The sequence below is a fragment of the Thermostilla marina genome (assembly GCF_054657455.1).
The window spans coordinates 3,054,241-3,069,032 of sequence record NZ_BAAHYR010000001.1 but is presented as its reverse complement, the minus strand read 5'-3'; the positions used below and the strand labels follow the sequence as shown (position 1 = coordinate 3,069,032).

Below are 14,792 nucleotides of genomic sequence, written 5' to 3'. Positions count from 1 at the left end.
TGCCGTAATCCTGTCGTGGAGTCGGCGGGATGGGCTGTTTACGAAGCTCTTTCCGGTGAGATGTGGTCATGGCTGGGCGTCGCAAAAAGTCAACCGCTTCGACGCCGAACGATGAGGGTGCACGGCAATACGTCGTCGTGGCACGGCGTTATCGTCCCCAGACGTTCGATGAACTCATCGGACAATCCCATGTCGCCAAAGCGCTGGTCAACGCGATTCGGCACAATCGGGTCGGGCATGCCTACCTGTTCACCGGCGCGCGTGGAGTCGGGAAAACGTCGACTGCCCGCATCTTGGCGAAGGCCCTGAATTGCGAAAAAGGGCCGACTCCCCAGCCGTGCAATGTCTGCGATATTTGCCGGAGCATTGCGGAAGGGGAAGACGTCGATGTCTTGGAGATCGACGGTGCCAGTAACCGCGGGATCGACGAGATCCGGCAACTTCGTCAGAACGTGACCGTTCGGCCGTCGCGGGCCCGGATGAAAATCTACATCATCGACGAAGTCCACATGCTTACCCGCGAGGCCTTCAACGCCTTGCTGAAAACGCTGGAAGAGCCGCCGCCGCACGTCAAGTTCATCTTCTGTACCACAGAGCCCGGCAAAGTTCCCATCACGATCCTTTCGCGATGTCAGCGATTCGATTTCGCCGGGATCGAGACCACCGCGATCGTCCAACGTCTGGCACAAATTGCCGAGGCCGAAGGCATCACGGCCCAACCCGAGGCGCTCGAATTGGTGGCTCGGCGTGCGGCCGGTTCCATGCGCGACGCGCAGTCGTTACTCGAGCAGTTGTTGGCCTTTTGCGAGGGGGAGTTGACGACTGACGACGTCCATCGTGCCCTGGGAACCGCAGGCACGGACAGACTCGAAGCGATTGTTTCGCACTTGGTTGCCGGACGTGCCAAGGAAGCGATCGAAGAGCTGCACGCGGCCGTTGCCGCGGGTGTTGATGCGTCGTTACTGCTTGAGCAGCTGTTGGCCTACTACCGCGATATCATGGTGGCGTCGGTCGGCTGTTCAGGGGAATATCTTGTTGCGGCTTCACCCGGTTCGCTCGACACGTTGCGGGAACTTGGAAACAAACTCGGGGTGACGGGGCTTACTACCGCAATGCAGCTTATCGATCAGACGCTCGCGCGGTTGCGTTTGGTTACGCATGACTTGATTTTGGCCGACCTGACTCTCGTGCGATTGGCCAATCTTGCCAATCTGGATGATATTGCTGGAGTTTTGCGTCGATTGCAGGTGGCCGGTGCCGTTGGGCCGGGTGGTGGAGATCCCGGCGTAAAAAAAAACTTCGTTGATCCCCAACCGGTAGCTCCTCAGGCCGTAAGGCGATCGCCCCGCCCCGCGTCATCCGGTGCCGCAGATTTGCCCCGGGTGGGGGGCAGTGTCTCGTCGACTGAGGCGGCGTCCGATAAGGCTGAAGAAGTCGATGCCGCGCAAAGCGGTTCGGTCGAGCTGACGCGGGAAACCGCCATGGAAGTGTGGCGCAGGGCTCTCAAGCACGTTCCTTCGCTGACGGCCGATCAGGCCAAGCGGTACGAACGAATCGATGTGCCCGAACCGGGACGAATGGTCGTATATTTTCGTTCTCAGAATTCGTTCTCGAAAAACTACTGCGAAAAGCCCGAGCAATTCGCTCGATTGCAGGCGGCGGTTTCGAAGGTACTGGGCACACGCGTGCGAATCGAATTTGCCGTGGTCGAGGGCAGTGCGCGGCGAACGGCGATCGGCGGGGGAAACACGCTTGCGCCGCAGCAGCTTTTGTTCGAAAAGGCCAAGCATCCGTTGGTGAAGTACGCCATCGACAAGTTCGGAGCACGACCGACCGGTGTCGCGAAAACAAAATCGAGGCCGGAACCGCCGGCTGAGGAACCCGACTCGAGGGGAGATACCGACCACGAGGAATAGGGTTGATGCCGGGGACGCTCGTGGGACGAACCTCGGCTGAGAAAATCTGCGATCAAGTAATCGTTCCACGCCATGCCGTATCTAGGTAAAATACGCCGGAACTGCGGGAAAAGTAGTTTGGTCAATAATTCCCCAAGCTCGATCGTGCTGGTGGCGAAGACGCTACAGGGATGTGGCCACACGATCTGCGGGAGTGAACGTCTCCGGCAAGTTAGTGTCGAAAACGATCAAACAGGAGGTGTTACGTGTTCAAAGGACTTTCGGGACTTTCCGCGTTGGGATCGATTTTGCGAAATGCCGGTGAGATCGGAGAGCGGATGAAAAAGATGTCCGACCGACTGCGCGAGATGCGCCTTCAGTCGTCGGCGGGCGGGGGAATGGTTGAAATCGAAACCAACGGTCTCCTCGAAGTGCTTTCGGTAAAACTCGATCCGGAATTAGTCGCGCGGCAAGACCGAGAGCTCATGGAGGATTTGCTCGTCGGGGCCATGAACCAGGCTATTGCCAAGGCCAAGCAGGCGCATGCAGAAGAGATTCGCGCAATGACGAACGGCCTGGAAATTCCCGGCTTGGATCAAGCGATGGGAACCTTTTTCGGAGCGACCGAGCCTTCCGATACCCAGCCGTCGTGAGGGCCGTACCGCAATCGTGATTCGCCGCGGGCAACACGGAGGAGACGGATGGCGGAACTCACGCAGTCGGTTGTCCATTTGATCGAACAGATCTCGAAGCTGCCGGGGATCGGCCGGAAGTCGGCCGAACGAATTGCCTATTTTCTGCTGCGCGAGCCGGCAGAAACGGCCTTCCAACTGGCCGACGCCATAAGGGCCGTCAAAGAAAACGTGCGACACTGCCGACGTTGTTTCAATTTAGCCGAAGACGAATTGTGTGAGATTTGCCGAGATCCTTCTCGGAAGCAAAACGTGATTTGCGTGGTCGAGCAACCGCGAGACTTGATTGCCCTTGAAAACACCGGCGTCTATCACGGGCTGTACCACGTGTTGTTGGGGCACCTTGCGCCCTTGGAACATGTCGGGCCGGAGGACTTGACGATCCGCCAACTGGTCCAGCGTGTCCAGGAGGAGCCTATCGAAGAAGTCATCATGGCCACGAATCCGACGACCGAGGGCGACGGTACGGCGCTGTACATCTCGAATCAACTTTCGCAGTTTCCCGTCAAGGTGACACGCCTTGCCCGTGGCATCACACCGGGCAGCGTGATCGAATTTGCCAATAAGGAAATCTTGACGGACGCGCTCGAGGGCAGGCAGCAGTTCTAACGAAAGAGCGTGGCTTCCGGATCGGGGGTAGGCACAAGACTGTGTCGCGGAGCCCGACGAGAGTGCAATCTATAGCGACTTTACGGTCCTGCCCCTCTGAGACGCAGATTCTATCGCTTGTATGGCCCGTTGATGTAACCTGTTTGTGGGCGGTGGGTTGCGTTCCGGGGCGCATACTTCGGAAGCGGACGTGCGGGCCATTTCCTGATGCTTTCGGCTAGGGCTTTGCGTCGGCAAACGGTAGAATTGCGTAGCGGGAGTTGCTCCCTGTAAGCGAGCAACAGACGACGTTTGTCGACCGGCAAGGACCAGCCTTTCAGAGAGAAAAGGTGCGATCATGCGGCTGTCACTCGGCCAGCAAATGAAGCAGGTGCAGAAGCAAATTCTCGCACCTCGCATGATTCAGTCGATGGAGATCCTCCAGTTGCCCATCTTGGAGCTGGAAGCTCGCATCGAGCAGGAATTGATGGAAAACCCGACGCTGGAACTTCGCGAACAAGATCCCGATCTTCCCGAGCAACGGGAAGAGGACGTGTCGGATCGCGACGACGAATCGGAACGCGAGTTGGTCATCAGCGAAGACGAGAACCACGAAGAAGACTTCGAGCGCCTTTCAGCGTTGGGCGAAGAGTGGGACGAGGTGCTGAACGAGCAATCGCAGCCTTCGCGGAATCGTGTTGAGGAAGCCGGAGAGCGGTACCACGATACGATGGCGAATGCTCCCGCCCAGCCGCAGACGCTTCAAGATTATCTGTGCGATCAACTCGCCTGGTTCGACTTGCCCGATGATTTGCGGGCAATGGCCGAACGGATCATCAACAATTTGGACGAGAACGGCTACCTGCAAACCAGCCTCGACGATCTTCTCGGACCTGATGCGAGCGACGACGACCGAAAACTGGCCGAACAGGCGCTTCAAGTCGTGCAAAAACTCGATCCGCCCGGGGTGGGGGCAAGAAATCTTGCGGAATGCCTTTTGCTGCAGGTGCGACCGGGCGATCCGTATGAGCATCAATTGCGGCAATTGATTCGCGATCACTTAGAAGATCTGGAGCGGAATCGATTGCCTTTAATCGCAAAGAAGATGGGGATTTCGATCGAGACGCTCGACGCCGTGATCCAGGAGTTGCGGCGTCTCAATCCCAAGCCGGGAGCCGCTTTCAGTGAGACACGTGCGCCTCTGGTCACGCCCGATGTGTACGTCGAAGAGGACGAGTCCGGCAACTATCACGTGTATCTGGAAGACGGTCGAACGCCTCAACTGCGGATCAGTCCGTATTATCGGCGTCTCATTTCCCGCGGCCAATTGACGCCCGAGGCCAAAGAATATCTCAAGAAAAAATTGACCGCGGCGCAATGGATGGTCGACGCGATCGAACAACGACGCAACACGCTATTGAAGGTCGCCCAAGCGGTTGTCGAGCATCAACGGCGGTTCTTGAAAGAAGGTCCCGCCGCCATCGAGCCGTTGAAGATGCAGCAGATTGCGGATCGTGTCGGGGTCCACGTGACCACGGTCAGCCGAGCAGTCGATGACAAGTGGATTCAAACTCCCCAGGGGATTTTTCCGTTAAGACGCTTTTTCGTGAGCGGCACGACGGATGCAAACGGCGAAGAAGTTGCCTGGGATGTCATCCGCATGAAACTCCAAGAGATCATCGACAACGAAGATCGTTCCAATCCGTTTACCGACGACGAGTTGGTCCAAGAGCTTGCGAAGCACGGGGTCAAAGTGGCTCGGCGGACGGTCACCAAGTATCGAAAAATGATGGGAATCCCCAGTTCGAGGAAACGTCGGGATTGGCGGCTGGCGAGCAAGCCGTCCGATGATGAGAAGGAAAAGCCGTCCGGTGAGCCCGAAACTTCGACGCCGAAAAACGGCGAGGCAGAAGGACCGAACACATAGCGCACCGTAATGTGACGGTTGATGCACCGAGCGATCAGAACAAACAAGCCGCCGAAGACTTCTTGCGAAGCCCCGGCGGCTTTCTCGGTATGAGGTAGAGGTTGACCGTCGGCTCGCGGTCACTCGCCGGTGGTGATCGGCGGCCTTTCCCATTTCAGGCCGGCTTCTTCTCGCAGCAAATCATACCATTTTCGGAACGCGCCCGTGAATTCGTTTCGGCTTGCTCCATAATAGGTTTGCACGTTTTGCGAGAGGAACGTGTCGGCCAGTTCTTCGGCGGGTGGAGCCAGTTCGAGGAGCCGAACGGCATACACCACGGTTTCGGGTTGGTTCCATGCGACACCCGCCTTGCCGACCTCGAGGGAGAAGACGGATTCCATGAATTTGTCGCCCGGCGAGTCGACTAGTTCCTTGGTTGTGATCAGACCGCTGGCAGGGTCTTTGACTCGCGCGACGATTTGATCGAACCAGGGCGATGCGCCTTGGAGCCAAGCGAATTCCATATCGCCGTACGTATACCAACTGAACGGTTCGCTTTCGGCGACGTTGTCTTTTCGGTCGGCGGGGACCACCTCCCGTAACGATTGGTTCGATTCGTTCGCCTTGTCGGCGAACTCTTGGGCCGTCCGTTCGGCGATGATTCGAGCTTCTTTACGCTTCCACGCTTCGAGCACACGCTCGCGGACGCCTTCATCCTCAAACTTCGGTACGTGGTCTTCCACGCGATCGACGACCCAACTGACGTAGATATTGTAGTCTTGGTCGGTCGTGCGGATCGGCAGGTAGAGGCGGCGTTGACTACCGAAAACCGCATCGAGAAAACCGCGGCCGTCCTCCGTGTTCGAGGCGCTGAGCCCCTTGATCTCGGCTAATTCCCAGCGAGCCATCGGCGGTAGTTTGCGGGCGATCAGTCCTAAATCACGCGCAAGCACTTCCAGGTCGAGCGGTTCGATCTCGGCAGGCCATTCGTCTTCCGGGACATCCTCCTCTTTCGCCTTCTCGATGTCTTCTTGGTTTTTCAACCATTTTTCGCGGTAGGCGCTCATCGCACTTTCGGCTGCTTTGATTGCCTCGCTCATTTTCGTCCGCGCCAAATCGGTGATGATCTCGTCGCGGACCTCTTCCAGTGGTCGGTACTTCGGGTTCGAAGCGGTTTCGGAATCGTTTTCAGCAGAATCAAGGTCTGCTTGTTCGCCCTCGGGGGAAGTGGACGGTTCGGCTGCGGGAGCCGATCCGTCCTCGGCCGAGTTTCCATCAGCAACTTGGCCGGACGACGTTTCTTGCGCGGGTTCCGAAGGCGTCTCCTCTCCTGCTGAAGAATCGTCCGACTGTGCGGCATCCGGCGCGTCGGATTGCGAACTTTTTTCATCGTTGCTCGCGTCGGCCGATTCGTCGTCTTCCTGCAAGGAAACGAAGCGAATCGGTGTTCGTACATTCGACGACTGCTCGTCCGCGGCCGGGGTTTCAGGCGTTGCAGAGGGTTGGGCCGGTTCTTTTTCGGCTTCGCCGCTTGAGGCATTGTCATTGCCGGCGTCGTCGGCGTCTTCCTCCGAAACGTCTTCGGTGCCGGCGGCATCGACGGGATTACTTCCCTCCTCCTCCTCCGACGTGGCGTCATCACCCGTCGGTGGAGAGTTTTCCGTCGATTCGGCATCCCCCGATTTCGCTGGAGGAGTGACCGGTACCATGCGTGACTCGGTGCCGGTGCCGAGAAGTTCCGATTCCGAGACAGGCAACGACGAGTTCCCGACTTCGGGGGCCAGCGGGGCAAGGAATTTTTCGTCCTTGTGCTCTTCGTAGTAGGCTCGGATTTCTTCCTCGGTCGGTTGGATTTTGTTCACCCAATCGGCAATGTCGGCCTTCAAATATTGGACGGTGATCAGATTGGGGACGCGGAACCCCGGTTCCGGGCTGTTCGGCAACGGGAGGTCCAGTTTGTGTTCTTCGAAGTACTCTCGGAGTTCGCTCTCGGACGGGGCTGGAACCTGGTCGAGGAACTCGTCTACCTCGACCCCGCACAGCTCGATGCGTGCCTTTTGACGGAGCCGCAGGAAATAATCCCACCGTTGCACCGGCGTCAGCGCGCCCAACGATGGATAGAATTGGTCGCGAACCAACGCCGCCGCCAGTTCACGTCGCAACAAGTAAAACAAGCGACCTTCGCTGAGCCCCATCCGCTGGAGAACGTCGACGACGTCGTCGATCGTCAGTTTTTGCGATTCGCTGGTCGCCAGCTCGGTGATGTATGTGTTGATGGCTTCATCCGAAATGCGCAAACCCAATTCTTTGGCTTTCTGCGCAAGTAGCCAGGCGTCGACGCATCCTTGCTCATCGGTTTGCCCCAGCGACAGCCGATCCACCTCCCGCAGGACGGTCATATAATCTCCCTGCTTCGCGGCCACGGACTCCGCGAGCAGTTGGAAAAACCGCCGCAATTGCAGCCGTTCGCCTTGAAGCGTGCGCAAATCTTGTTCGGTCAAATTGCCGTACCTGTTCGTGCGAACGACCACCGCCGTCGGGCTCTGTCCGCCTCCTCCACCCCCCAGGATTTGGAGGAGGCTAGGGAGGACGACAAAGCCGCCCATCGAGAGGATCACCAATCCAACCATCAGGATGGTGGCATTCTTGCGAAATACCTTGAAAGGGCTTGCCATCTTGTGCAACCTACCGATGTTTACTGAGAATGCGATCCATCGTAAGGGCTGTTTCCTCCAGCGGGCCCTGGAGGCGAAAGGGAGAAAACGGCCGGACTGAATCCGGTCATTCTAAAATCAATCGTGGTAATTGCAATGCCAACCAGCGTTTCCGTTTGCCTCTGATGGGAAGTAGTCGATGTGGATGCGAGGAGATACAGTTGGTTTGCCCTATTAGAGGGGTGTTTTCGGTTGCGGTTCGGACCAATAAAGTGTATTGTGTCGCGGTTGCCGCACACGAATAGCCGATTGCTGCCTTGTTTTGAGGGCGAAACCATTTCACGCTGGGCGGACATGCGCCGAATAGAGGAAAACGGTGCATTTCTAAACGCTCCTCCCTTTGTAGAGGGGTAAGAATGGCCGTCGCGCCGAAGCAGTCAAAGTGGAAGCGGTGTTCGCGTGGGGCAAGCGGAAGCCTTGGTGACGTTGTACAGGAACGTGCGACAGGTCGGCAGTTGCTAGGAGCCGTCGCACGCTGAAATAGGAAAGGACAGATTCCCCCATCGGCGGGGGCGGCTGATTATGGCAAAGAAATCGCAAGCGACGCAGAAGCTCGTCATTGTGGAATCACCGGCCAAGGCACGGACGATTAGTCGTTTCTTGGGGTCGGACTACGTCGTCGAGGCAAGTATCGGTCACATTCGTGACTTGCCGAAAGGGGCCAAGGAGTGCCCGGAAGAGATTCGCAAAGAGCCGTGGGCACATCTGGGGGTCAACGTCGAAAAGGATTTTGACCCCGTGTACGTGATTCCCCGCGGAAAAGGGAAGCAGGTCAAGAAACTGAAGTCGTTGCTTCGCAAAGCGGTTGAACTCTATCTGGCGACCGATGAAGACCGTGAAGGGGAAGCGATCAGTTGGCATTTGTGCCAGGTCTTGGAGCCCAAAGTACCGGTCCGACGACTCGTTTTTCATGAGATTACACGCGACGCCATCCTCGAAGCGTTGAAGCATCCCCGCTCGATCGACGAGCATCTGGTGAAGGCACAAGAGGCTCGCCGAATCGTCGACCGCCTGTTCGGCTACGAAGTATCGCCCTTGCTTTGGCGAAAAGTTCAGTCCAAGCTTTCGGCAGGCCGGGTTCAAAGCGTGGCCGTCCGGTTGATTGTCGACCGCGAGCGGCAGCGCATGAAATTCGTGCGCGCGAGTTATTGGGATCTTTCGGCGAAGTTCCTCACCGCCGCGGACGGATGCCTCGCTGCCGACTTGATCGAGGTCGATGGGCGGCGCATCGCGGGAAGCGGAGACTTCGACCCGAATACCGGTCAACTCAAGTCGCAAGAGCCGTTATTGCTGGATGAAAAGGCCGCACGCGAGTTGGCGGCACGTGTTTCGGCGTCGCAACCGGTGGTCAAGGATGTTGTGGAAAAACCGTTCGTGAGCCGGCCGTATCCACCGTTCACGACAAGCACACTCCAGCAGGAAGCGAACCGCAAGTTGGGTTTTACGGCACGGCGAACGATGGACGTCGCCCAACGGTTGTACGAGACGGGGCATATCACGTACATGCGTACCGACTCAACCAACCTTGCCGATGTGGCGATCGTCGCTGCAAGGGATCAGATTCGTGAACTGTACGGTTCGGATTACTTGCCGGAAAAAGCTCGCGTTTATCGGACCAAGGTGAAGAATGCCCAGGAAGCCCACGAAGCGATTCGTCCTGCGGGACACCCGTTTGCGCATCCTGAGTCGTTGAAAAACGAACTCAGTGATGACGAGTTCAAGCTGTACGAACTGATCTGGAAACGAACGATGGCCTGCCAAATGGCCGATGCCCGCGGGCGCCGAACCACGGTGACGATCGATGCCGACGGCGTCGTGTTCCAGGTCAGCGGTAAGACGATCGATTTTCCGGGGTATTTGCGGGCGTACGTCGAAGGCGCAGATTCGCCGGAAGCCGAGTTGGCCGACCGCGAAACTATTTTGCCGCCGGTGAAGGTGGGGGATGTGTTGCGCATCGACGAGGTTGTACCGAAGGGACACGAGACGCAGCCGCCGAATCGATACACCGAAGCTTCACTGACCCGCACGCTGGAAGAACTCGGGATTGGTCGGCCGAGCACGTATGCCTCGATCATCGACACGATTTTGGCACGTAATTACGTGTTTAAGCGGGGCAATGCGTTGATCCCCACCTGGACGGCATTCGCTGTTTGCCGGTTGCTTGAAGAGCATTTTCCGGCGCTGGTCGATTACGGTTTTACGGCCCAAATGGAGGACGAACTCGACGCGATCAGTCGCGGCGAGTTGGAATACTTAGACTACCTGCGCGAGTTTTATTTTGGGAACGATCGGCCGGGGCTGAAGCAGTTGCTCGAGAACAAGGTTTCTGAGATCGACGCTCGGTCGGCGAGTACCATTCCGATCGGCAAACCGGCCGACGCAGGACCGGATGATCCGGAGATTCGCGTTCGCGTGGGGCGGTATGGCCCGTTCCTGGAATGGGGCAATCGTCGTGCAAGTATTCCCGAGCGGCTGCCTCCCGATGAGCTGACCGTCGAAAAGGCGCTCGAGCTTTTCGAGAAGGCCGAAGAGGGGGACAAACCGATCGGCACTTGTCCCGAAACGGGCAAGCCGGTGTATCTGAAGATGGGGCGGTTCGGGCCTTATGTGCAGTTGGGGGATGCCGACGGAGAAGAGAAGCCGAAAAACGCCTCTCTCCTGAAAGGCATGAAGCCTGAAGATGTCACGCTTGAGGTCGCTCTCAAGCTTCTGAGCCTGCCTCGCACGCTCGGTAAGCATCCCGAGACCGGCGAACCGATTGTGGCGCAAAACGGTCGATTCGGCCCGTATATCAAGTGCGGCGACGAGACCCGCTCGATTCCTGCCGACGTCTCCGTACTCGATATCACTTTCGACCAAGCCCTCGAGTTGCTGGCCAAACCGAAAACGCGAGGGCGCCGACGGAGTGAACCGCTTCGCGAGTTGGGAACGTCGCCGGTGACCGAGCAACCAGTTCGGGTAATGGACGGGCGCTACGGCCCGTACGTGACCGACGGCGAGACGAACGCATCCCTACCGAAGGGTACCGACCCCGAAACCGTGACGCTCGAACAGGCACTGCAATGGTTGGCCGAAAAAGCGGCTTCCAGCCCTCCTAAACGCAAGAAAGCGAAGAAAAAGACGTCCACGGCGAAAGCGTCGGCCAAAAAGAAGTCGTCGTGAGCGTCGTCGTTGTGGGGAGCCCGAATCAAGGAATGTCGTCCTCGCCCACGGCGACGGCGAAGGCGGTGGCGTGCGTTCGGCAATGAGAAATGCTGACGAATACGTGCGCGATTCCCCGGCGCTTGGCGGCGGCTTCGGCACCACCGGAGAGGTTCACGATCGGTCTGCCGCCGGGCTGATTGACGATTTCGATGTCCCGCCAGCTGATTCCCCGGACCCAGCCCGTTCCTAGGGCTTTCAAGACTGCCTCTTTCGCCGCCCAACGGCCGGTGAAATGTTCGGTTGCTTGCTTGCGATTCGAGCAGTAGTCGATTTCCACGCGGGTGTAGACTCGCGTGAGGAATAGCTCTCCGTGCCGCTCGATCATGCGGGCGATTCGTAAGCACTCCGTAATGTCGGTTCCAATTCCCAGAACTTGCATGATGTTGTTCGGGCGAAAAGGCAGCTCATGACGGCTTCCGTGGATCGGCTTGATTATCCCTTACAGTGAGCTGGGACACAACGGTGGGACCACAGTGCAGCGGACATCCTCGAACACGGGATACGGGGCGGCTGTGATGTGCGGCATGGGGAGAAATCGAAGACTTCTTGAGGCAGAACGGTGTCGCAGTGACCGGTAGCGGTACAATAGGGATAATGCAAGTTTTGACCGACGCAATTGTCGTCATGCATTGAGAGGAACCTGGCCGGGCGACACGTCCGGCGTCGGCGCTTTGAGCTTGGAAACCATGCCCGACCCGCATCTGCTGATCGATCGATTCGGACGAATCCACGACGACCTGCGATTGTCGGTGACCGACCGATGCAACATCCGTTGTCGATATTGCATCGCCGCGCAAGTTGCCGAGTTTCGTCCGCGGGAAGAAATCCTGTCGTTCGAGGAAATCGAACGAGTTGTCCGACTTTGCACGCATCTCGGAGTTTCGAAGGTTCGCCTTACCGGGGGAGAGCCGCTGGTTCGGCGGAACATTTGCGATTTGGTGCGACGATTGGCCGCCATCGAAGGGATCGAAGATCTCGCGATGACGACGAACGGCACCTTGTTGCCTCGACTTGCAGGTCCGCTGCGAAACGCGGGATTGCAACGGGTAAATATCAGTCTCGATACGTTACGTGAGGAGCATTTTCGAGAGATCAGCGGCCGTGATCTCTTGCCGATGATTCTCGAAGGTATCGATGCGGCCATTCAGGCCGGATTTACACCGATCAAGCTGAACGCCCTGGCCATTCGCGGACAGACGGAAACGGAGATTCCGCGACTTGCGCAGTTTGCTCGTGATCGCGGCCTTCAGTTGCGTTTCATCGAATTCATGCCGCTGGATGCATCCGGGGAATGGCGGCCCGAGAAAGTGCTGTCGGCAGAGGAGATCTACCGGATCATTCACACCTCGGTCGCGGAATTGGTACCCGAATCGGAAGTCGAACTCGACGGTCCGGCGAGAGTCTATCGTTATCGAGACGGGGGTGGGGCGGTCGGGATGATTTCCACGGTGACACATCCGTTTTGCGATCGCTGCACCCGACTGCGGATCACCGCCGACGGAAAGATTCTGAACTGTCTCTTCTGTCGTGAACCGGTCGATGTAAAATCCTTGTTGCGCAGCGGCGCGACCGACGAAGAGGTGATCCAAACCATCCGACAGGCGGTGCTGTCGAAACATCGTCAACACGGCAACGAGGAAGGAGTACTGGTCCGCGGCGGTCGTGCGATGAACGACATCGGCGGCTGATGCGTCTCTCGAGAAGTTACTGTCTTTGGGAAAGGCTGCGGGAAAATTCGGAGTTCGAAGTACAGGAGCGTACGTTTTGGGATCCAAAAAGCGGTGGTACGAAGGAGGCCTGCGCTTTGCATGTACCGGCTGCGGTGCCTGCTGCACCGGTGAGCCGGGATTCGTCTATGTCGACGACGGCGAAATCGCAGCCCTGGCCGAACGTTGCGGGATGACGGTTGCCGAGTTCGAGGCGCAATTTGTGCGCCCGATCGGCCGAGAGAAGAGCCTAATCGAGCGGCCCAACGGCGATTGCGTTTTCTTCGACCCCGTGACCAAGGGGTGTCGCGTCTACGAATTGCGGCCCCGTCAATGCCGAACTTGGCCCTTCTGGAACTCAAATCTGGCTGACGAGACAGCATGGGACGACACGTGCCGAGGATGTCCCGGATGCGGTCGCGGTACGTGGCATTCCGCCGACGAGATCGACCGTCTTCGAGATATCATCGACGTCTGATCATCTTGGGGCTTCCGGGCCATCTTGGGGTTTCTGTGCCCCGGTAAATCGTCCGTCGGTGTGCGAGCTTTCTATCGGCTGCCTGCAGATTGGACGGATTTTGCAGGCTGGCTGAAGTTTTCCGGATGTGCGGCCGATAGAGAATTACGACGGCAGCCGACGCTGAGACCGCGCCGGTCTTTGCGCGTAACTTATTAAATGAAAAGAGGTTACGTGAATCAATATTCGGCTGGTTTCGGTTGCTGGCCGTAAGTTCTTTGATAACAAGGGTTTGCGCTGCATTTTCCCGGGTGGTCGGTTGTCCGGCCATATTCGTCCGGCGATTTGCTGTGTCTGGGACGGTCCTCGGTGCAGGCGGTGGCCGAAGCGGCGGCCGCTTGACATTAGTTGTTGGTGCGTCTACACTTGGAGCGTCTTGGCGGTGCCGGTCGATCGGTGCCTTCAGCCCCTGGGAATGTCGTTTTGGGAGCATATACAGTGACCAAGAAAGAGATCGTTCGGACAATCTCGGAAGAGCTGGGGATGACTCAGCTTCGAACGAAAGAAATCGTCCAGAAGACGTTCGACGCGATCATCGAGGCTCTGGTCACGAACGGTAAGATCGAGCTGCGGAATTTCGGCGTGTTCAAAGTGAAATTGCGCCAGCCGCGAAAAGCGCGAAATCCCAAGACGTCGAAACCCATGGACGTGCCGGCGAAATTCGTCGTTACGTTCAAGCCGGGTAAGAAAATGGAGGAGCGAATTCGGCAGCTCGAGGCGGAGCAGTTGGCTCAAACCGGCAAGCTGGAAGAATTCTCGGAAGGCGAAGGCAATACGGTCGGCTCTGCGGAGCCTGCTCAGCCGGCCGCCGGCGGGGAGGTGGGCCACGTCGGCGACAACGGTCGCGAGGCTTCTTCCGAATCCGCCGTCACGCCGTCGGCCGAGGCCTCTCTCGGCTGAATTTGCGGGGCCTGACTCCTCGACGACAAGCTTGACCTTCTCCCCGTTGGGCTTTGGCTCACTCTCGGTGAAGTGCAGCGCAACCCCTTGCTGCGTTTGGGGTAACGGTATGTGCGCACGCACCGGCGACAGACGCGGTGCGTGATCGGAGTGAGTAACATTGGTGACCCCGGGTTTGGAGTCGGGGTCGACTCGCGGCGGACGAGTCGCATAACCCTTTGGGAGTTGGTCATGATTCGCAAACTGTTCTTGGTGGTGGCGCTCGGGTTGTTGGTCAGCTCGACCGTCGGGTGCGTCGTGCCGATTTACTCGGCGGATCCTGCCCGGCGAACCCAGCAACTCATCTTCACATCAGAAAACCTGCGCTTGATCCTGGATGAATGGGAACGAGCATGGATGCTCGACCATCCGGATCAATGCACGCCCTACCGGACGCACGGTGGTGTGATTTGAGTCATTGAGCACCGCGATTCGATTGCCCGATGTTTGATCGGCATAGCGGGATGCGGTAGCTGACGAAACAGGATTCCCAAGGGTTTGTGCCCGCCCGGTTCAAGAAACCGGTGCGGGCGCTTTTTGTTGGCCGGCAATTCCAAAGCGACGCTGAAACACCGCGGCGGTCTTCCGTTTTCGCATGGTTGTCGATTGGGGCCGCCGGTGGTACATTGGG

At 58.0% G+C, this 14,792-nt stretch carries 11 protein-coding genes; 9 read left to right on the top strand and 2 right to left on the bottom strand.

The genetic code is table 11. The features are described 5' to 3' along the window. The first annotated feature begins 68 nt into the window (after positions 1-68). The 4 genes from dnaX (at position 69) to rpoN (ending at position 5,102) form a co-directional block, all read left to right on the top strand. On the top strand, positions 69-1,916 hold the full coding sequence (dnaX, locus tag ACYQ2I_RS11230) for a DNA polymerase III subunit gamma/tau (RefSeq protein WP_460167105.1): 1,848 nt from the start codon (positions 69-71) through the stop codon (positions 1,914-1,916). A 245-nt stretch (positions 1,917-2,161) separates the two neighbouring features. Further along, complete coding sequence (locus ACYQ2I_RS11225; protein ID WP_460167104.1) at positions 2,162-2,548, top strand: YbaB/EbfC family nucleoid-associated protein; 387 nt, start codon at positions 2,162-2,164, stop codon at positions 2,546-2,548. A 48-nt stretch (positions 2,549-2,596) separates the two neighbouring features. Further along, the gene (recR, locus tag ACYQ2I_RS11220; protein WP_460167103.1) at positions 2,597-3,196 is read left to right on the top strand and encodes a recombination mediator RecR; all 600 of its coding nucleotides are present in this window, start codon (positions 2,597-2,599) and stop codon (positions 3,194-3,196) included. A gap of 337 nt (positions 3,197-3,533) precedes the next feature. After that, the gene (rpoN, locus tag ACYQ2I_RS11215; RefSeq protein ID WP_460167102.1) at positions 3,534-5,102 is read left to right on the top strand and encodes an RNA polymerase factor sigma-54; all 1,569 of its coding nucleotides are present in this window, start codon (positions 3,534-3,536) and stop codon (positions 5,100-5,102) included. Between the two features lie 119 nt (positions 5,103-5,221). Here the strand turns inward: rpoN and ACYQ2I_RS11210 are convergent, their stop codons facing one another. Then, the gene (locus ACYQ2I_RS11210) at positions 5,222-7,756 is read right to left on the bottom strand and encodes an ICP22 family protein (protein ID WP_460167101.1); all 2,535 of its coding nucleotides are present in this window, start codon (positions 7,754-7,756) and stop codon (positions 5,222-5,224) included. A 561-nt stretch (positions 7,757-8,317) separates the two neighbouring features. On the opposite strand from ACYQ2I_RS11210, the gene topA reads away from it, so the two are divergent. Continuing rightward, positions 8,318-10,957, top strand: coding sequence for a type I DNA topoisomerase (gene topA, locus ACYQ2I_RS11205; protein WP_460167100.1), 2,640 nt, complete (start codon positions 8,318-8,320; stop codon positions 10,955-10,957). A 25-nt stretch (positions 10,958-10,982) separates the two neighbouring features. Here the strand turns inward: topA and acpS are convergent, their stop codons facing one another. Then, entirely contained in the window at positions 10,983-11,378 is a 396-nt protein-coding gene (gene acpS, locus ACYQ2I_RS11200) for a holo-ACP synthase (RefSeq protein ID WP_460167099.1), read from the bottom strand. A 307-nt stretch (positions 11,379-11,685) separates the two neighbouring features. On the opposite strand from acpS, the gene moaA reads away from it, so the two are divergent. The 4 genes from moaA (at position 11,686) to ACYQ2I_RS11180 (ending at position 14,575) form a co-directional block, all read left to right on the top strand. Continuing rightward, positions 11,686-12,687, top strand: coding sequence for a GTP 3',8-cyclase MoaA (gene moaA / locus ACYQ2I_RS11195; RefSeq protein ID WP_460167098.1), 1,002 nt, complete (start codon positions 11,686-11,688; stop codon positions 12,685-12,687). A gap of 76 nt (positions 12,688-12,763) precedes the next feature. Further along, complete coding sequence (locus tag ACYQ2I_RS11190) at positions 12,764-13,183, top strand: YkgJ family cysteine cluster protein (protein WP_460167097.1); 420 nt, start codon at positions 12,764-12,766, stop codon at positions 13,181-13,183. 522 nt (positions 13,184-13,705) lie between these two features. After that, positions 13,706-14,122 carry an HU family DNA-binding protein gene (locus tag ACYQ2I_RS11185; protein ID WP_460167096.1) on the top strand — a complete coding sequence of 139 codons (417 nt, stop codon included), beginning with the start codon at positions 13,706-13,708 and terminating at the stop codon, positions 14,120-14,122. Between the two features lie 231 nt (positions 14,123-14,353). Further along, entirely contained in the window at positions 14,354-14,575 is a 222-nt protein-coding gene (locus ACYQ2I_RS11180) for a hypothetical protein (RefSeq protein WP_460167095.1), read from the top strand. Positions 14,576-14,792 lie beyond the last annotated feature (217 nt).

Bases quoted from the DNA above. Each gene is read 5' to 3' on its own strand.
- dnaX (WP_460167105.1), top strand. From the start codon at position 69: ATGGCTGGGCGTCGCAAAAAGTCAACCGCTTCGACGCCGAACGATGAG.
- recR (WP_460167103.1), top strand. From the start codon at position 2,597: ATGGCGGAACTCACGCAGTCGGTTGTCCATTTGATCGAACAGATCTCG.
- rpoN (WP_460167102.1), top strand. From the start codon at position 3,534: ATGCGGCTGTCACTCGGCCAGCAAATGAAGCAGGTGCAGAAGCAAATT.
- ACYQ2I_RS11210 (WP_460167101.1), bottom strand. From the start codon at position 7,756: ATGGCAAGCCCTTTCAAGGTATTTCGCAAGAATGCCACCATCCTGATG.
- topA (WP_460167100.1), top strand. From the start codon at position 8,318: ATGGCAAAGAAATCGCAAGCGACGCAGAAGCTCGTCATTGTGGAATCA.
- acpS (WP_460167099.1), bottom strand. From the start codon at position 11,378: ATGCAAGTTCTGGGAATTGGAACCGACATTACGGAGTGCTTACGAATC.
- moaA (WP_460167098.1), top strand. From the start codon at position 11,686: ATGCCCGACCCGCATCTGCTGATCGATCGATTCGGACGAATCCACGAC.
- ACYQ2I_RS11185 (WP_460167096.1), top strand. From the start codon at position 13,706: ATGACTCAGCTTCGAACGAAAGAAATCGTCCAGAAGACGTTCGACGCG.
- ACYQ2I_RS11180 (WP_460167095.1), top strand. From the start codon at position 14,354: ATGATTCGCAAACTGTTCTTGGTGGTGGCGCTCGGGTTGTTGGTCAGC.